The sequence below is a fragment of the Streptomyces sp. DG2A-72 genome (genome assembly GCF_030499575.1).
Taxonomy (GTDB): domain Bacteria; phylum Actinomycetota; class Actinomycetes; order Streptomycetales; family Streptomycetaceae; genus Streptomyces.
In genome coordinates this window covers 5,054,061-5,072,420 of the sequence record NZ_JASTLC010000001.1, presented here as the reverse complement: position 1 = coordinate 5,072,420, position 18,360 = coordinate 5,054,061, and the positions used below count along the sequence as shown (strand labels likewise).

The 18,360-nt window shown below is 67.1% G+C and carries 16 protein-coding genes; 8 read left to right on the top strand and 8 right to left on the bottom strand.

The features are described 5' to 3' along the window. Positions 1-74: 74 nt before the first annotated feature. From QQY66_RS24150 to QQY66_RS24135, 4 genes are all read right to left on the bottom strand, one after another. Positions 75-617 (bottom strand): hypothetical protein, encoded by a 543-nt coding sequence (locus QQY66_RS24150; protein ID WP_301982411.1) that lies wholly within the window; start codon positions 615-617, stop codon positions 75-77. Positions 618-738: 121 nt separating this feature from the next. Then, positions 739-2,001, bottom strand: a complete 1,263-nt coding sequence (locus QQY66_RS24145) for an MFS transporter (protein WP_301982410.1) — start codon at positions 1,999-2,001, stop codon at positions 739-741. 79 nt (positions 2,002-2,080) lie between these two features. Beyond that, complete coding sequence (locus QQY66_RS24140; protein ID WP_301982409.1) at positions 2,081-3,163, bottom strand: inositol-3-phosphate synthase; 1,083 nt, start codon at positions 3,161-3,163, stop codon at positions 2,081-2,083. A gap of 44 nt (positions 3,164-3,207) precedes the next feature. Continuing rightward, the gene (locus QQY66_RS24135) at positions 3,208-3,888 is read right to left on the bottom strand and encodes a PadR family transcriptional regulator (RefSeq protein WP_301982408.1); all 681 of its coding nucleotides are present in this window, start codon (positions 3,886-3,888) and stop codon (positions 3,208-3,210) included. 396 nt (positions 3,889-4,284) lie between these two features. Here QQY66_RS24135 and QQY66_RS24130 point away from each other — a divergent pair, with 396 nt between their 5' ends. Then, positions 4,285-6,972 (top strand): transglycosylase domain-containing protein, encoded by a 2,688-nt coding sequence (locus tag QQY66_RS24130; protein WP_301982407.1) that lies wholly within the window; start codon positions 4,285-4,287, stop codon positions 6,970-6,972. A gap of 122 nt (positions 6,973-7,094) precedes the next feature. Then, on the top strand, positions 7,095-8,612 hold the full coding sequence (locus QQY66_RS24125) for a glycosyltransferase family 87 protein (RefSeq protein WP_301982406.1): 1,518 nt from the start codon (positions 7,095-7,097) through the stop codon (positions 8,610-8,612). Positions 8,613-8,692: 80 nt separating this feature from the next. On the opposite strand, the gene QQY66_RS24120 is transcribed toward QQY66_RS24125, so the two are convergent. The 3 genes from QQY66_RS24120 to QQY66_RS24110 all read right to left on the bottom strand — a co-directional run bounded on the left by QQY66_RS24120 (position 8,693) and on the right by QQY66_RS24110 (position 11,390). Next, complete coding sequence (locus QQY66_RS24120; RefSeq protein WP_301982405.1) at positions 8,693-9,724, bottom strand: alanine racemase; 1,032 nt, start codon at positions 9,722-9,724, stop codon at positions 8,693-8,695. A 65-nt stretch (positions 9,725-9,789) separates the two neighbouring features. After that, positions 9,790-10,911, bottom strand: coding sequence for a peptidoglycan bridge formation glycyltransferase FemX (gene femX / locus QQY66_RS24115; RefSeq protein WP_301982404.1), 1,122 nt, complete (start codon positions 10,909-10,911; stop codon positions 9,790-9,792). Positions 10,912-11,078: 167 nt separating this feature from the next. Next, positions 11,079-11,390 (bottom strand): hypothetical protein, encoded by a 312-nt coding sequence (locus tag QQY66_RS24110; RefSeq protein ID WP_210573517.1) that lies wholly within the window; start codon positions 11,388-11,390, stop codon positions 11,079-11,081. A 264-nt stretch (positions 11,391-11,654) separates the two neighbouring features. On the opposite strand from QQY66_RS24110, the gene rpsF reads away from it, so the two are divergent. The 4 genes from rpsF to rplI all read left to right on the top strand — a co-directional run bounded on the left by rpsF (position 11,655) and on the right by rplI (position 13,385). Next, complete coding sequence (rpsF, locus tag QQY66_RS24105; RefSeq protein ID WP_005482942.1) at positions 11,655-11,945, top strand: 30S ribosomal protein S6; 291 nt, start codon at positions 11,655-11,657, stop codon at positions 11,943-11,945. Between the two features lie 81 nt (positions 11,946-12,026). Beyond that, the gene (locus QQY66_RS24100; protein ID WP_301982403.1) at positions 12,027-12,626 is read left to right on the top strand and encodes a single-stranded DNA-binding protein; all 600 of its coding nucleotides are present in this window, start codon (positions 12,027-12,029) and stop codon (positions 12,624-12,626) included. 57 nt (positions 12,627-12,683) lie between these two features. Then, a complete protein-coding gene (gene rpsR, locus QQY66_RS24095) occupies positions 12,684-12,920 on the top strand; it encodes a 30S ribosomal protein S18 (RefSeq protein WP_003949403.1) in 237 nt (78 codons plus the stop codon). An 18-nt stretch (positions 12,921-12,938) separates the two neighbouring features. After that, positions 12,939-13,385 carry a 50S ribosomal protein L9 gene (rplI, locus tag QQY66_RS24090; protein ID WP_095756004.1) on the top strand — a complete coding sequence of 149 codons (447 nt, stop codon included), beginning with the start codon at positions 12,939-12,941 and terminating at the stop codon, positions 13,383-13,385. A gap of 194 nt (positions 13,386-13,579) precedes the next feature. On the opposite strand, the gene QQY66_RS24085 is transcribed toward rplI, so the two are convergent. Continuing rightward, entirely contained in the window at positions 13,580-14,923 is a 1,344-nt protein-coding gene (locus QQY66_RS24085) for an MATE family efflux transporter (protein WP_301982400.1), read from the bottom strand. 453 nt (positions 14,924-15,376) lie between these two features. On the opposite strand from QQY66_RS24085, the gene dnaB reads away from it, so the two are divergent. Together dnaB and QQY66_RS24075 are read left to right on the top strand one after the other, a co-directional pair. Beyond that, positions 15,377-16,852 carry a replicative DNA helicase gene (gene dnaB, locus QQY66_RS24080; RefSeq protein WP_301982399.1) on the top strand — a complete coding sequence of 492 codons (1,476 nt, stop codon included), beginning with the start codon at positions 15,377-15,379 and terminating at the stop codon, positions 16,850-16,852. A 70-nt stretch (positions 16,853-16,922) separates the two neighbouring features. Further along, entirely contained in the window at positions 16,923-18,308 is a 1,386-nt protein-coding gene (locus tag QQY66_RS24075) for a serine hydrolase (protein ID WP_301982398.1), read from the top strand. Positions 18,309-18,360 lie beyond the last annotated feature (52 nt).

Genomic DNA, 18,360 nt, shown 5'->3' with positions numbered 1-18,360 from the left:
GAAACATGACCCCGTGCAGGACGCACGAGAGGGGCGGTGTTTCACGTGAAACACCGCCCCTCTCGATGTCTGCCCTACTTGCTGTAGTCCTTCAGGCAGAGCAGGAAGTCGCTGCCGTCGCCGCTCTCGGTGTACACGTACTGGAAGTCCTTGGCCTTGGCCTCGCACTTTGAGCTGGCCACGGCGTCAGTGGTGTACGAGCCTTCGATCTTGGCCAGCACCACGTACTCGGCGTCCGCAGAGCCGCACTCGACGACCTCGAGGTCCGGGTTGCTGTTGCTGGTGCTGCCGCGATGCATGCAGTCGCCCACCGCGGCGGTGTTGGCGTCATCCCGGCTGGCGATGATGCCAACGATGATCACGCCGATGACCGCCACGCCGATCACGATGTTCTTGATCGTCTTAAAGCTGAGCTTGCGGCCCGACGGCTGCGGCGGGACCGGCGCGTAGGGCGAGCCGCCCTGCTGCGGGAAGCCGGGCTGCTGGGGGAAGCCGGGCTGGCCCGGCTGCTGCGGATAGCCGCCCTGGGGCGGGTACGGAGCCTGGCCCTGCGGCTGGCCGTAAGGGTTCTGGCCCTGCGCGAATGGGTTCTGGCCCTGGGGCGGCGGAGTTGTCACTGGGGTCCCCCCTGAAAAGGATGCGTGACGCGGACATGGCGTCGAAATAAGATGCACGTAAGTTACCGGCCTCCACGGACAACTCCTATCCGGGAGTGGCTCTGTGGCACTTATGTGACACTTACTGGCGTTCAAAGCGGGCCATAGTGGCAGCAACCGCCCCGTAGATAACGGCCACCGTGACCACCAGCGGCACCGACCGACCGTCCGGCGGCAGCATCACGGCGGCCACCGCGGCGGCACCGACGAAGGCGGCGTTGAAGAGGACGTCGTAGACGGAGAAGATGCGGCCGCGGAAGCCGTCGTCGACCGAGGACTGCACGATCGTGTCCGTGGCGATCTTCGCCCCCTGCGTGGTGAGGCCCAGGACGAATGCCGCGGCCAGCATGGGAGCCGTGGCGAACGGCAGGCCCAGGACGAGTTCCAGGACCGCGGCCGCCGCCGCACACACGACGATCCAGCGGCCGGGTCCGAGTCGTCCCGCCGCCCAGGGCGTCAGCACCGCCGCCGCGAAGAAGCCGGCACCGGAAGTGGCCAACGCCAGTCCCAGCAGGGCGAGTCCGTCCTCCGAGGTGGACGTGAAGGCGTACCGGCAGAGCATCAGCAGCATGACCGTCAGGGCGCCGTAGCAGAACCGCATCATCGTCATCGCGCACAGCGCCCACGTCGCCTCCCGGCGCTGCGGCGCGGCGAGATGACGTACACCTGCCGCCAGGTCGCGTGCGGTGCCGGAGAGCGCGGCGGTGAGACGGGGCTTGACCAGTTCCCGGTCGGGACCCAGCAGATCCCGGGCCATGCTCAGCGAAGCCAGCCCGGCGCACAGATACAGCACGGCGCCCAGCAGCACCACAGCCGCGTCGGAGTCGGCGCCCAGCAGTCGTACGAGAAAGGCGAGCCCGCCGCCGGCGATCGCGGCGAGCGTTCCGGCGGTCGGGGACAGGGAGTTGGCGATCACCAGCCGGTCGGCGTCGACCACGCGGGGCAGCGCGGCGGACAACCCTGCCAGGACGAAGCGGTTGACGGCGGTGACGCACAGGGCGGAGACGTAGAAGAGCCAGTCCGGGACGTCGCTGACGATCAGGGCGGCCGTCGCCGACGCCAGCAGGGCGCGCAGCAGGCTGCAGTACAGGAGGACCTGACGGCGGCGCCAGCGGTCCAGCAGGACGCCGGCGAAGGGGCCGACCAGGGAGTACGGCAGGAGCAGGACCGCCATCGCGGAGGCGATCGCGGCGGCCGACGTCTGCTTCTCCGGCGAGAAGACGACGTAGGAGGCGAGTGCGACCTGGTAGATGCCGTCGGCTCCCTGGGACAGCAGGCGTACGGCGAGCAGGCGCCGGAAGCCCTGGAAGCGCAGGAGGACGCGCAGGTCACGGACGACGGCCATGGGGCACAGCCTCACATACGGGAAGGGTCCCCGGGCGGAATGCCTCGGGGACCCTCACCATCGAGCAAGACCTGGGTCTTCAGCGCTCGACCTCACCCTGGATGAACTTCTCCACGTTCTCCCGGGCCTGGTCGTCGAAGTACTGGACCGGCGGGGACTTCATGAAGTAGCTCGACGCCGACAGGATCGGGCCGCCGATGCCGCGGTCCTTGGCGATCTTCGCGGCGCGCAGGGCGTCGATGATGACGCCGGCGGAGTTCGGGGAGTCCCAGACCTCGAGCTTGTACTCCAGGTTCAGCGGGACGTCACCGAAGGCGCGGCCCTCCAGGCGGACGTACGCCCACTTGCGGTCGTCGAGCCAGGCGACGTAGTCGGACGGGCCGATGTGGACGTTCTTCTCGCCCATGTCCCGGTCGGGGATCTGGGAGGTGACGGCCTGCGTCTTGGAGATCTTCTTGGACTCCAGGCGGTCGCGCTCGAGCATGTTCTTGAAGTCCATGTTGCCGCCGACGTTCAGCTGCATCGTGCGGTCGAGGACGACGCCGCGGTCCTCGAACAGCTTCGCCATGACGCGGTGCGTGATGGTGGCGCCTACCTGCGACTTGATGTCGTCGCCGACGATCGGCACGCCCGCCTCGGTGAACTTGTCCGCCCATTCCTTGGTGCCGGCGATGAAGACCGGGAGGGCGTTGACGAAGGCGACCTTGGCGTCGATGGCGCACTGGGCGTAGAACTTCGCCGCGTCCTCGGAACCGACGGGCAGGTAGCAGACGAGGACGTCGACCTGCTTGTCCTTGAGGATCTGGACGACGTCGACCGGCGTCTCGGCGGACTCCTCGATGGTCTCGCGGTAGTACTTGCCGAGGCCGTCGAGGGTGTGGCCGCGCTGGACGGTCACGCCGGTGTTCGGCACGTCGCAGATCTTGATGGTGTTGTTCTCGGAGGCGCCGATGGCGTCCGCGAGGTCGAGGCCGACCTTCTTGGCATCGACATCGAACGCGGCGACGAACTCCACGTCACGGACGTGGTACTCGCCGAACTGCACATGCATGAGGCCCGGCACCTTCGACGCCGGATCGGCGTCCTTGTAGTACTCGACTCCCTGCACCAGCGACGCGGCGCAGTTGCCCACGCCGACGACGGCTACGCGAACCGAACCCATTCCGGTTGCTCCCTGTGTGTACGAGTGAGGCCCTGGCAGGGGTCTCACGTGGTGGTGTCGCCGGGCGTATCCGGCCCGGGGGTGTCCCCGGGCCGGGGCAGGACGCCCGGCGCTCCCTCTGTGGTGTCGCGAGCGGCTTCTCCGTGGGCGGGACCCTTCAGGTCCCGGCCCGCCCGCTCACTTTCGATGAGCTCGTTCAGCCAGCGCACTTCGCGCTCCACGGACTCCATCCCGTGGCGCTGGAGCTCGAGCGTGTAGTCGTCGAGGCGCTCCCGAGTGCGCGCCAGAGAGGCGCGCATCTTCTCCAGGCGCTCCTCCAGCCGGCTGCGTCGCCCCTCGAGTACGCGCATGCGTACGTCGCGCGACGTCTGCCCGAAGAAGGCGAAGCGAGCGGCGAAGTGCTCGTCCTCGTACACATCGGGCCCGGTCTGCGAGAGCAGTTCCTCGAAGTGCTCCTTACCTTCCGCCGTCAGCCGGTAGACGATCTTGGCGCGGCGGCCGGTGAGGGGCGCGGCGAGGGCGTCCTCGGTGGTGTTCCCCGGCTCTTCGATCAACCAGCCGTTGGCGACCAGCGTCTTGAGGCAGGGGTAGAGCGTCCCGTAGCTGAACGCACGGAACACACCCAGTGACGTGTTGAGTCGTTTGCGCAGCTCGTATCCGTGCATCGGGGATTCGCGGAGCAGGCCGAGTACGGCGAACTCGAGGATCCCGGAACGCCGGCTCATCGTCGCCTCCTCTCTGCCGCGGCCCGTGCGACGGGCGCCTTGACGGTCCTTATGTCGAGCCTTATGTCGAGCTGATGTATCGACTCGATACATCACGACGATAGAACGGCCTTCCGGATGCGACAAGAGGGAGGACGGTGAACGGGATCACATCACCGATTCGTAGGAAGTAAGTTGCCTGTTTTGGGGTGAACTTCGGTGCTAGGTGGGTTTTGACGGTGCGTAGTCTGTGCGGCATGCAGACCACCGGGAACCGAGTGACGTCTGGGGGCGTCCTCGTCCCCGGTGCAGTACGGGTGAATGCAGGACCGACCACATCCGTACTTCGGGGGGACCGGAAACCTGCCGCCGTTTCCAGGCGCGCCACGGTGCGCCTGCCCTAGGAGTAGTCGTTCGATGAGCGAGCACCGTCGCAAACCGCCGCAGCCGCAGGGAGGCGGACGTGCCGCGGCCCGACGCGGCCAGTCCGGCTTGCCCACCGGCCGCCGCGCGGCACCGCGAGGCGCAACCGGGTCTCCTTCCGACTCGTACGGGTCGGGTTCCGGGTCGGGAGCCGAGGAGAGGCCGTACGGCGGCCGCGCCGAGGCCCGGCGTGCGGCCCAGAGAAGCGCAGGCGGCCGCCGTAGAGCGGCCGACCCAGGCCGGAGCGGCCGAGGAGCCGGTCCCGGCGGTCCGAACGGTCCTGGACGAGGAAGAGGGCGATCGGCTCCTCCTGGCCGGACGAGGCTCGTCGACTACCCCCGGGCCGGTAAGTACGGGTGGCGCCGCTGGGTGCCCTCCTGGAAGCTCGTCTCCGGCCTGTGCATCGGCTTCTTCGGCAGCCTGGTGGCCGTGGCGGGCATCGGCTACGCGATGGTGGGTATCCCCGACATCCAGAAGACTGCCGAGGCGCAGAACAACGTCTTCTACTGGTCCGACGGCAGCGAGATGGTCTCCACGGGTGGCGAGACGAACCGCCAGATCGTCAACCTCTCGCAGATCCCCAAGGCGATGCAGTACGCGGTCATCTCCCAGGAGAACAAGACCTTCTACACCGACAACGGCATTGACCTGAAGGGCATCGGCCGTGCCGTGTTCAACATGGCCAGGGGCGGCGAGACGCAGGGTGGATCCACGATCACCCAGCAGTACGTCAAGAACGCGATGCTCAACGACCAGTCGCAGACCGTCTCCCGGAAGTTCCAGGAGATCTTCGTCTCGATCAAGGTGGGAGCGAAGCTCTCCAAGGACGAGATCATGGCCGGCTACCTGAACTCCGCCTATTACGGCCGTGGGGCCTACGGCATCCAGGCGGCCGCGCGCGCGTACTTCAACAAGGACGCCGTCGACCTGAACGAGGGCGAGTGTGCCTTCCTGGCAGCGACGCTCAAGGGCGCCACGTACTACGACCCGGCGGGTTCGCCCTCCATCGACCCGGTCGGCGCCAGTGCCGAGGCGAACAAGCGGCGCGCAAAGATCCAGATGCAGGACACCTTGGACAAGATGGTCGAGTACGGCCATCTGGATGCCGCGACGCGGGCCAAGTACACCGATCTTCCCAATACCCAGAGTCCGCGTTCGAACGCCGCGCTGAGCGGCCAGGTCGGCTATCTCGTCGACCTGGCCAAGGCGTATCTGGTCAACAATACGAAGATCACTGAGGACGACCTGCAGAAGGGCGGCTACTCGATCTACACGACCTTCGACAAGAAGAAGGTCAAGGAGCTCGAGGACTCCGTCAAGAAGGTCCAGAAGGCCAACATCGACTCCAAGAAGCGCCCGGAGACGGACACCCACGTCCAGTTCGGCGGTGCCTCCGTGGAACCGAAGACCGGTGCGATCAAGGCCATCTACGGCGGTGAGGACGCGACCAAGCACTTCACCAACAATGCCGACGTCACCGGCGCCCAGGTCGGTTCGACGTTCAAGCCGTTCGTGCTCGCGGCAGCGATGACGTGGGGTGTACGGGACCCGGATCTGGGTCCGACCCAGGCGCAGGACGAGCGGACCCAGGTGTCCCCGAAGAGCCTCTTCAGCGGCAAGAACAAGCTGAAGATCAAGGATTACAGCGGAGAGGTCTGGAAGAACGAGAAGGGCAAGGAGTGGCTGCAGGTCAATGACGGCGACCAGTCGTACGGCACTCCGCCCAACTACCAGATCGACCTCCGTGAGGCGATGCGGGAGTCGGTGAACTCCGCCTTTGTGCAGCTCGGGATGGACGTCGGCCTGGACAAGGTGAAGGAGGCCTCCATGAACGCCGGCCTCAAGGAGGACAGCCTGGCCGGCACCAACTACCCGACGTTCTCCATCGGCACCTCCGACCCCAGCGCGATCCGTATGGCGGGTGCGTACGCAACGTTCGCGGCCAGCGGCAAGCAGCGTGAACCGTTCTCCGTGGAGAAGGTCACGAGCAAGGACGGCACGATCTTCACGCACGAGACGCAGACCAAGGAGGCGTTCACCAAGGACGTCGCCGACAACGTCACGGACGTCCTGAAGACGGTCGTCGACAAGGGAACGGGTACCAGCGCTCAGCTGACCGGGCGCGATGTGGCCGGCAAGACCGGTACCACCGACGGCAACAAGTCCGCCTGGTTCGTCGGCTACACCCCGCAGCTGTCCACGTCGATCACCATGTTCCGGTACGACGACGATGAGACCAAGAAGAACCGCGAGTTCCTGAAGATGTTCGGTACGGGTGGCCAGGAGAAGATCCATGGCGCCTCGTTCCCGGCCGAGATCTGGCACGACTACATGGAACAGGCGCTGAAGGACCAGCCTCCGATGGACTTCCCGACACCCAAGCCCATCGGCGAGGTCGTCAACGAGCCGACGCCGACCCCCACTCCCACCATCACGGAAACGCAGGAGGAGAGCCCGACACCGACTCCGACGCCCAGTGAGTCCCTGCCGTCGCCTACGCCCACGGAGAGCGAGAACTGTGGCTTCTTCGGCTGTGAGGACGGCGGCACAGAGAATGGCGGTGCGGACTCCGGAGGCACGGACGGCGGCGTGACGCCCTCACCAACGCCTACGGATACGGGCGACGAGAACGGAAATCAAGGCAACGGCAACGGAGGTCTTTTCGGAGGCTCAACGGGTTAGCCACCGGATCGTCCGGTGTGACTGTTTCACGTGAAACACCCTGGATGTTTCACGTGAAACGAGGGCCGCCGCACCCACGAGGTGCGGCGGCCCTCGGCGTATTCCTAGGTCGGTACGGCAGGATGTGCCCTATGCCCAGCGCAGAATCGACGCAAGCGAGCGTGCACGAGCCGGACCCGGTACCGCCGACCAGGACCGATGAGGTCGCGGCCACCGGCAGTGAGCTGATCGGCGGTCCCATCGGCCGACGTGCCCTGCTCGGGACGTCCTGGTGGACCCCCGTGCGGGTCGTCGCGCTGGTGGCGATCGGCATGTTCGCCCTCGGCCTGGTCCAGAAGGCGCCTTGCTACAACGGCGCCTGGTTCTTCGGCGCCAGCTCGCAGTACACGCACGCGTGCTACTCGGACATCCCGCACCTCTACCAGGGGCGCGGGTTCGCCGACGGGCTCGTGCCCTACTTCGACAAGCTCTCCGGCGATATGCAGTACCTCGAGTACCCGGTGCTGACCGGAGTGTTCATGGAGGTGGCCGCCTGGCTCACGCCTGGCAGCGGCAGCATCCAGGACCAGGAGCAGTGGTACTGGATGGTCAACTCCGGGCTGCTGATGGTGTGCGCCGTCGTCATCGCCGTCTGTGTGACCCGTACGCACACCCGGCGGCCCTGGGACGGTCTGCTGGTCGCTCTGGCGCCCGCCTTCGCGCTGACCGCCACCATCAACTGGGACCTGCTGGCGGTCGCTCTGACGGCCGCGGCGATGCTGATGTGGTCGCGGGGCCGCTCGCTCGCCTTCGGTGTCCTCCTGGGGCTTGCCACGGCCGCCAAGCTCTATCCCTTCCTGCTGCTCGGGCCGCTGCTTGTGCTGTGCTGGCGCGCGGGCAAATGGCGGGAGTTCGGCACGGCACTGGGAGGGGCGGTCGTCGCCTGGCTGGTCGTGAACCTGCCCGTGATGCTGTTCGCCTTCGAAGGCTGGTCGAAGTTCTACGAGTTCAGCCAGGAGCGAGGCGTCGACTTCGGCTCCTTCTGGCTGATCATGGCCCAGAACTCGTCCAACCCGCTCAGCACTGACACGGTCAACACGCTCGCCACGCTGCTGATGCTGGTGTGCTGCGCGGGCATTGCGGCGCTCACGCTGACCGCACCGCGCCGTCCGCGCTTCGCCCAACTCGCGTTCCTGATCGTCGCGGCCTTCATCCTCACCAACAAGGTCTACTCGCCGCAGTACGTCCTGTGGCTGGTTCCGCTGGCCGCGCTGGCCCGGCCGAAGTGGCGGGACTTCCTGATCTGGCAGGCCTGCGAGGTGGCGTACTTCCTGGGCATCTGGCTGTACCTCGCCTACACGACCAGCGGAGACGCCCACAAGGGCCTTCCGACCGACGGCTACCACTGGGCCATCGGCGTGCACTTGCTGGGGACGCTGTACCTGTGCGTGTTGATCGTGCGCGACATCCTCATGCCGGAGCGGGACGTGGTGCGCAGGGCCGGCGACGACGACCCCTCGGGAGGCGTTCTCGACGGTGCTGAGGACGTCTTCGTGCTCGGCGCTGCGGCCCATCCGCCGCGGCACGCGGCTCAGTTCGAAGGAGCTCAGGTGGAGTGGGGCAGCGCACGCCCCGGGCCGCCCGAGGGGCGTTCGCTCTGAGCGAACGGAGCGGACGCGGGCTACGCAAAAGGCCGTACACGGTGTTTCCGTGTACGGCCTTTCTGCTGCGGCGACGCTGCTCAGCGATCGACGAGCCGGTCGAACTGTGTGGTGGTGTGCCGCAGATGGGCCACCAGTTCGTCGCCGACCTTCGGCTCCGGGGCGTCCGCGGGCACGAACAGGATGGAGACCTGCATGTGCGGCGGCTCGGCGAACCAGCGCTGCTTGCCGCCCCAGACGAACGGCGAGAGGTTCCGGTTGACGGTGGCGAGGCCGGCCCGGGCGACGCCCTTGGCGCGGGGCATGACGCCGTGCAGCGCCTTCGGGGCTTCCAGGCCCACTCCGTGCGACGTACCGCCCGCCACGACCACCAGGTAGCCGTCCGAGGCCGCCTTCTGCTGCCGGTAGCCGAAGCGGTCGCCCTTGGAGACGCGGGTGACATCCAGGACCGCACCCCGGTACTCGGTGGCCTCGTGGTCGCCCAGCCACAGCCGGGTGCCGATGCGGGCGCGGAAGCGGGTCTGCGGGAACTGCTGCTGGAGGCGGGCGAGTTCCTCGGCCTTGAGGTGGCTGACGAACATCGTGTGCAGCGGCAGACGGGCCGCGCGCAGCCGGTCCATCCAGCCGATGACTTCCTCGACGGCGTCCGAGCCGTCGGTGCGGTCCAGCGGCAGATGGATGGCGAAGCCCTCCAGGCGGACGTTCTCGATGGCGGCGTGCAGCTGCGGCAGGTCCTGCTCATTCACCCCGTGCCGTTTCATCGAGGACATCACCTCGATGACCACCCGGGCGCCCACGAGGCCGTACACGCCGTCCACCGACGACACCGAGCGGATGACCCGGTCCGGCAGCGGCACGGGCTCCTCACCGCGCCGGTACGGCGTGAGCACCAGCAGGTCGCCGCCGAACCAGTCCTTGATGCGTGCGGCCTCGTACGTCGTGCCCACGGCGAGGACCTCCGAGCCCAGCCGGGTCGCCTCCTCGGCGAGCCGCTCGTGTCCGAAGCCGTAGCCGTTGCCCTTGCAGACCGGGACAAGCCCCGGAAACTGCTCCTGCACGTGCTTGTGGTGCGCCCGCCAGCGCGCGGTGTCGACGTAGAGCGTGAGCGCCATGGCCGGACCTGGAACCTTTCTCGTGGCTGCGGTGTATCAGAGATGTGAAAGCAAATTGTGGTGCGTCAGCGGCGGGACATGTAGATGTCGAGCGCCTTGTGGAGCAGCTTGTTGAGCGGGAAGTCCCACTCACCGAGGTATTCGGCGGCCTGGCCGCCCGTGCCCACCTTGAACTGGATCAGGCCGAAGAGGTGGTTGGTCTCGTCCAGCGAGTCGGAGATACCGCGCAGGTCGTAGACGGTGGCGCCGAGCGCATAGGCGTCGCGCAGCATCGTCCACTGCATCGCGTTCGAGGGCCGGACCTCGCGGCCGATGTTGTCGGACGCGCCGTAGGAGTACCAGACGTGCCCGCCGACGATCAGCATGGTCGCGGCCGACAAGTTCACACCGTTGTGGCGCGCGAAGTACAGCCGCATGCGGTTGGGGTCCTCGGTGTTGAGGGCCGTCCACATGCGCTGGAAGTACGACAGCGGGCGGGGCCGGAAGTGGTCGCGCACAGCGGTGATCTCGTACAGCCGCTGCCATTCCTCGAGGTCGTGATAGCCGCCCTGGACGACCTCGACGCCGGCCTTCTCGGCCTTCTTGATGTTGCGGCGCCAGAGCTGGTTGAAGTTCTTGTGGACGTCTTCCAGGGAGCGGTTGGCCAGCGGCACCTGAAAGACGTATCGGGGCTGTACGTCACCGAAGCCGGCGCCCCCGTCCTCCCCCTGCTGCCAGCCCATACGGCGGAGCTTGTCGGCGACCTCGAAGGCGCGCGGTTCGATGAAGTCGGCCTCGATGTCACGCAGGCGCTTCACGTCCGGGTTCTGGATGCCCTGCTTGATGGAGCCGGCTTCCCAGCGCCGGATGATCACCGGCGGGCCCATCTTCACGGAGAAGGCACCCTGCTGCTTGAGGTGCGCGAGCATCGGTTCCAGCCACTCGGTGAGATTCGGCGCGAACCAGTTGATGACCGGGCCCTCGGGCAGATAGGCCAAGTAGCGCTTGATCTTGGGCAGTTGCCGATAGAGGACGAGCCCCGCGCCGACCAACTCACCGGTGCGGTCGTCGAACCATCCGAGGCTCTCGGAGCGCCACTCCGCCTTGACGTCGGCCCAGGCCGGGACCTGCATGTGGCTCGCCGCCGGCAGGCTCTGGATGTATGCCAGATGCTGCTCGCGACTGATCGTCCTCAGGGTCAGGCTCATTCGGGGCGCTCCTCGGGCTGGTGTGTCCCCATGGGTACAGGGGCTCCGGCTCTAGCGCCGAAGCCTACTGCGCCTTGCGAGCGCCCCGACTGGGCGTACGGAAGCTTCGCCCCGGCCTGTTGGCCGCCGGGGCGTTGTGCGGTGTTGAGGAGACAGCGGCGGTGCCGTCAGAAGACACCGCCGAAGAGACCGCCGTGCGCCATGCCGAGGAAGAAGCCGACCCCTGAGGCGCCGAGGCCCAGGATCAGACCGAAGCGTTCTCGGGTCGTCTCCGAGATCCACTGCCCGTAGGCGCCGGTGATGATCCCCACCAAGCCTGTCCAGGAGCTCAGCAGGTGCAGGCTGTGGAACATCGCTGTGACGAAGGAGATGATGCCCAGCACCAGGGTCACCGCGAGAAGCGTGTCCTGGAGCGGATGGGGTTTGCCGTCGGTGGCGAAGAGGCCTCCGACGGTATTGGGTCGCAATGCTTGTGCCATAGGGCACCTCCTGCGGAAGACGGCGCATCGTAGCGCCATACACACCCGATGTGTACAGATTGTCGGTGTCGGCGGCCGGATTTCAACCGGAAGCCGGTGTGCGGGTACTCTGTACCCTCTGCACCGGTGTCTGCCCATGCCACGGCTCGGAATCCCGAGGGGAACCCCCGATTGTCAGTGGCGGCCGATACCGTTGCGTACGCATCACAACCCTCCTGCCACGGAACGACCGTGGCCGTTGAGTCCAAAGGAGGTGGGTTCCACATGCGTCACTACGAGGTGATGGTCATCCTCGACCCCGATCTGGAGGAGCGCGCTGTCGCCCCCCTGATCGAGAACTTCCTCTCCGTCGTCCGTGAGGGCAACGGCAAGGTCGAGAAGGTCGACACCTGGGGCCGTCGTCGTCTCTCGTACGAGATCAAGAAGAAGCCCGAGGGCATCTACTCGGTCATCGACCTGCAGGCCGAGCCTGCGGTCGTCAAGGAGCTCGACCGCCAGATGAACCTGAACGAGTCGGTCCTCCGGACCAAGGTCCTCCGCCCCGAGACTCACTGAGCTCTTCCGCTCAGCTGAACTCGGGACTCTGAGTAGCAGCACAAGCAGCCAGCAGCAGCAAACCCGCCGAGAGGTTCCCCCATGGCAGGCGAGACCGTCATCACGGTCATCGGCAATCTTGTCGACGACCCCGAGCTGCGCTTCACCCCCTCCGGTGCGGCGGTCGCGAAGTTCCGTGTCGCGTCCACTCCCCGCACCTTCGACCGCCAGACGAACGAGTGGAAGGACGGCGAGAGCCTCTTCCTCACCTGCTCGGTCTGGCGTCAGGCGGCGGAGAACGTCGCGGAGTCGCTTCAGCGAGGCATGCGCGTCATCGTGCAGGGCCGGCTGAAGCAGCGGTCCTACGAGGACCGTGAGGGCGTCAAGCGCACGGTCTACGAGCTGGACGTCGAGGAAGTCGGCGCCAGCCTGCGCAACGCCACGGCCAAGGTCACCAAGACCGCCGGCCGCGGTGGCCAGGGTGGTTACGGCGGCGGTGGCGGTGGCGCCCAGGGTGGCGGCGGCTGGGGCGGTGGCCCCGGCGGCGGTCAGCAGGGCGGTGGCGGTGCTCCCGCCGACGACCCGTGGGCGACCGGCGCTCCCGCCGGTGGCCAGCAGGGCGGCGGCGGTGGCGGCGGCTGGGGCGGAAGCTCCGGCGGCGGTCAGCAGGGCGGCGGCTACTCGGACGAGCCCCCCTTCTAGGCCTCAGGGCCGAGGGTGGGTCGAACCCACACTTCTTGATCACACAGGAGATACACCATGGCGAAGCCGCCTGTGCGCAAGCCTAAGAAGAAGGTCTGCGCTTTCTGCAAGGACAAGGTCACGTACGTGGACTACAAGGACACGAACATGCTGCGGAAGTTCATTTCCGACCGCGGCAAGATCCGTGCCCGCCGCGTGACCGGCAACTGCACGCAGCACCAGCGTGACGTCGCCACGGCCGTGAAGAACAGCCGTGAGATGGCGCTGCTGCCCTACACCTCCACCGCGCGATAAGGGAAGGGTGACCGACATATGAAGATCATCCTCACCCACGAGGTCTCCGGCCTCGGTGCCGCGGGCGACGTCGTCGACGTCAAGGACGGTTACGCTCGCAACTACCTGATCCCGCGGAACTTCGCGATCCGTTGGACCAAGGGTGGCGAGAAGGACGTCGAGCAGATCCGTCGTGCTCGCAAGATCCACGAGATCCAGACCATCGAGCAGGCCAACGCTGTGAAGGCCCAGCTCGAAGGCGTCAAGGTCCGTCTGGCCGTCCGCTCCGGCGACGCCGGTCGTCTCTTCGGTTCCGTCACCCCGGCCGACATCGCCTCCGCGATCAAGGCTTCCGGGGGCCCCGAGGTCGACAAGCGACGTATCGAGCTCGGTGCGCCGATCAAGACCCTCGGCGCGCACGAGACGTCCGTACGTCTACACCCCGAGGTTGCCGCCAAGGTCAACATCGAGGTTGTCGCGGCGTAAGCGTTGCGCTCGCGAGAGCAGTGAGAGGGGCCGCACCCTTCGGGGTGCGGCCCCTCTCTGCTTGCCGGTGTTTCACGTGAAACACCGCGAACCGCATGGGTCGGTCAGAGGCCGGCTAGAGCTTCGGTGACGGCGCTGAGGAGCCAGTGCTCGGGGCAGGCTTCCATCGACCCCGCATGTTTCACGTGAAACGCTCAGCGCGTCGCGCCGGTGACGATCCAGCGGCCTGAGCGGGTGCGCAACCACAAGGTCAGCATCCGGACGGTCATCATCAGTGTCATGGCGGCCCAGACCGCGGTGAGCCCTCCGCCGAGCGTGGGGATGAGAAGCGCGACGGGGACGAAGACTGCGAGGGTGACCACCATCGCCCACGCCAGATAGGGTCCGTCTCCCGCACCCATCAGGACGCCGTCCAGGACGAACACGATGCCGCAGATCGGCTGTGAGAGGGCCACCATCAGCAGAGCGGGCAACGCGGCGTCCTTCACCACGGAGTCGCTGGTGAACAGTGGCAGGAGCAGCGGTCGGGTGAGCATCACCAGCAGTCCCAGTACGACTCCGGTGGCGATACCCCACTCCACCATGCGTCGGCATGCGGCTCGGGCGCCTTCGGTGTCTCCGGCGCCCAGATGGCGTCCGATGATGGCCTGCCCGGCGATCGCTATGGCATCCAACGCGAAGGCGAGCAGACTCCACAGGGACAGGATGATCTGGTGCGCTGCGACATCGGCATCGCCGAGGCGGGCTGCTACAGCCGTGGCGATCACCAGGATCGCTCGCAGGGAGAGCGTGCGGACCAGCAGGGGCAGGCCTGCTTGCGCGGAAGCCCGGATCCCGGCGATGTCGGGGCGCAGCGAAGCGCCGTGACTACGGGCGCCCCGGACGACCACCACGAGGTAGGCCGTCGCCATGCCGAACTGGGCGATGACGGTGCCCCAGGCGGATCCGGCGATGCCGAGGTCGGCGCCGTAGACGAGTCCCATGTTCAGGGCGCCGTTGGCGATGAAGCCCGCCATCGCGACATACAGAGGCGTCTTGGTGTCCTGCAGTCCGCGCAAGACGCCTGTCGCGGCGAGTACGACGAGCATGGCCGGTATGCCGAGGGCCGAGATGCGCAGATAGGTGGTCGCATACGGTGCCGCGGTGTCTGAGGCGCCGAAGAGGTCTACGAGGGCCGGTGCCGTAGGCAGGACGACGGCCACGACCGCTGCGCCGAGGAGTAGAGCGAGCCAGATGCCGTCCACGCCCTGGCGGATGGCGGACTGGAGGTCGTTGGCGCCGACGCGTCGGGCAACGGCCGCCGTGGTGGCGTAGGCCAGGAAGACGAAGACGCTGACGGCTGTCATGAGGAGGGCAGAGGCGACCCCGAGTCCGGCGAGCTGCGCCGTGCCGAGATGGCCGACGATCGCGCTGTCGGCCATGACGAAGAGGGGCTCGGCGACGAGTGCGCCAAAGGCCGGGACGGCCAGTGCGACGATCTCTCGATCGTGCTGTCGCCGGGCGGCCCTGGAGGTCGCGGGAGCCTGTGTCATGAGCATCAATCTAATCGTCCACAGGTAAGAGATGCAACGGCAGTGGGACCCTTACTTGCCGTCTCGGCCCGTGCGCTCTCGTACACAGATTGAAGTGATCTTGGCCCGACAGGGAAAGTTTTTCTTCTGCACAGCCAGTGGATGGGAAAGGTGCAGGTCAAGCCGGTTTCGGGGGCCGAGGTGGGGGCTTGTTCACAGGCCTGTCCACCGTGTCGTGCACAGGTTTTGCGGAGTTCTCCACAGCATCGGGACCGTCGTCCACATGGCCTGTGGATAACCAGATTGGCTGACGGTGCCCAGGGGCCTACGGTGGTCCGACGCCTGCCCCGCCCGTCGGCTTGGAAACCATCACAAATCCGACGCGTCAGAACCGGAGTTGGGCCTCTTATTTGTCAGTGCCGTGCCGTAGAAAAGAGGGGCGCGGCGAGGTCCGCTGGGCGGACGGGAGGAGGTGGCTCGGTGAGTATTTCCGAGCCCTTGGACGACCCGTGGGCCGACAGCGGCCCAGGTGATCGTCTCCCCGCGTCTCGCCGACGCGGCGACGGCGGCCGTGGCCGCGACGAACAGCACGACCGCGGCCGGGAGAGCGCATGGGACGGCGGGGGCACGTCCTTCGAGCGTGTACCGCCGCAGGATCTCGACGCCGAGCAGTCCGTCCTCGGCGGCATGCTCCTGTCCAAGGACGCCATCGCAGACGTCGTCGAAATCCTCAAGGGCCACGACTTCTACAAGCCCGCGCACGAAACGATCTTCCAGGCGATCCTCGATGTCTATGCGAAGGGGGAGCCGGCCGACCCGATCACCATCGCCGCCGAGCTCACCAAGCGCGGCGAGATCAACAAGGTCGGCGGCGCGTCGTATCTGCACGGCCTCGTCCAGACCGTGCCGACGGCGGCGAACGCCGAGTACTACGCCGAGATCGTGCACGAGCGGGCTGTGCTGCGCCGCCTGGTCGAGGCAGGCACCCGTATCACCCAGATGGGATATGCGGCCGACGACGACGTCGACGAGATCGTCAACCGCGCCCAGGCCGAGATCTACGCGGTCACCGAGCAGCGCACCAGCGAGGACTACCTGCCGCTCGGCAACATCATGGAGGGCGCGCTCGACGAGATCGAGGCGATCGGTTCGCGCAGCGGCGAGATGACCGGTGTGCCCACGGGATTCACCGACTTCGACTCGCTGACCAACGGCCTGCACCCGGGGCAGATGGTCGTCATCGCCGCGCGTCCCGCCATGGGTAAGTCCACGCTCGCGCTGGACTTCGCGCGCGCCGCGTCGATCAAGAACAATCTGCCGAGCGTCATCTTCTCCCTGGAAATGGGCCGCAACGAGATCGCGATGCGCCTGCTGTCCGCCGAGGCCCGTGTCGCCCTGCACCACATGCGGTCCGGCACGATGACCGACGAGGACTGGACGCGGCTGGCCCGCAGGATGCCGGACGTCTCGGCCGCCCCGCTCTACATCGACGACTCTCCGAACCTGTCGATGATGGAGATCCGCGCCAAGTGCCGTCGACTGAAGCAGCGCAACGACCTCAAGCTGGTCGTCATCGACTACCTCCAGCTGATGCAGTCCGGCGGCTCCAAGCGAGCCGAGAGCCGTCAGCAGGAGGTCTCGGACATGTCCCGTAACCTCAAGCTGCTGGCCAAGGAGCTGGAGCTCCCGGTCATCGCGCTCTCTCAGCTGAACCGTGGCCCCGAGCAACGGACCGACAAGAAGCCGATGGTCTCCGACCTGCGTGAGTCCGGCTCCATCGAGCAGGACGCCGACATGGTCATCCTGCTGCACCGCGAAGATGCCTACGAGAAGGAGTCGCCCCGCGCGGGCGAGGCCGATCTGATCGTGGCCAAGCACCGTAACGGCCCGACGGCGACGATCACAGTCGCCTTCCAGGGGCACTACTCGCGCTTCGTGGACATGGCTCAGACCTGATCCGACGCCGACGGGCGGGCACGCGGAAATGCGCTCGACGTGTGCCGTCCCGCCGGATGGACTGGGGCCCATGACGACAACTCAGGATGAGCTTCTTCCCGGCACGCGCCGGGCGCTGCTGCACCGGATCGCGGTTGCCCAGTCCGAAGGGCGTGCGCCGTCGCTGGTCGCCGCGGTTGTACGGGACGGCCGGACGGTGTGGCACGGTGCCCGGACCTCGGTGGACGGGCACGCGCCTGACGAGAACGTGCAGTACAGAATCGGCTCGATCACCAAGACCTTCACGGCCGTTCTGGTGCTGAGGCTGCGCGACGAGGGAGTGCTCGACCTCGGTGACCAACTGGAGAAGCATCTGCCGGGTACGGGCGCGGGGGAGGCCACCATCGCCGAACTCCTCGCGCACACCGGTGGGTTGGCCGCCGAGTCGCCCGCGCCGTGGTGGGAGCGGACGCCGGGGACCCTGCGGCCCGAACTCGCCGACGTGCTCGGCAAGCAGCCTTTCGTGCATCCCGTAGGCCGCCGCTTCCACTACTCGAACCCCGGCTACACGATGCTGGGCGCGCTCGTGGAGAAGCTGCGGGGGGCTGCTTGGGAGGACGTACTTCGGCGTGAAGTGCTCGAACCCCTGGGCCTGAACCGCACGAGTGCTCAACCCCAGGCACCGCATGCCGGCGGCTGGGCCGTGCATCCCTGGGCCGATGTGATGCTGCCCGAGCCGACCGAGGACCTGGGGCGGATGGCTGCGGCAGGTCAACTCTGGTCCACCACCGAGGATTTGGCGCGATTCGCTGTCTTCCTGGCCAAGGGGGACAGCCGGGTGCTGAGTGCGGAGACGGTACGGGAGATGCGGACCCCGGCGGCGCCCGCTGATGCCGCGGATGTCGTGGACGGTGCGACCTATGGTCTCGGCGTGCAGCTCCAGAGCCGGGACGGTCGGTTGCTCGTGGGGCATTCGGGCTCGCTGCCGGGCTTCCTGGCCAATCTCACCATGAGCGTGGAGGACGACGTCGCGGCGGTGGTGCTGGCCAACTGCACCTCCGGGCCCCTGCTGGGCTCGGTCGGCGCCGATCTCGTATGCATCGTCGCCGACGCTGAGCCGCGCATTCCCGAACCGTGGCGTCCCTTGCCCGAAGTCGACCGGTCCGCACTGGAGTTGACGGGCCAGTGGTACTGGGGGACGCACGCTTTCGCACTGCGGCTCACAGCCGCCGAGGGCGTCTCACTGGAGCCGTTGTCCGGCACCGGCCGTCGCTCTCACTTCCGGTCGAATGGCGACGGCACGTGGACCGGCCTGGAGGGCTACTACGCCGGAGAGCTTCTACGGGCCGTACGGCGGGCGGACGGGACGGTGGACCATCTGGACCTCGCGTCGTTCGTGTTCACGCGTCAGCCGTACGACGAGGCGGCTTCTGTGCCTGGTGGAGTAGATCCGGAGGGCTGGCGGGGCATTCGGTAACGGCCGGCTCGGTGCGTACGACAGGTGAGGGTCCTGTTTCACGTGAAACAGG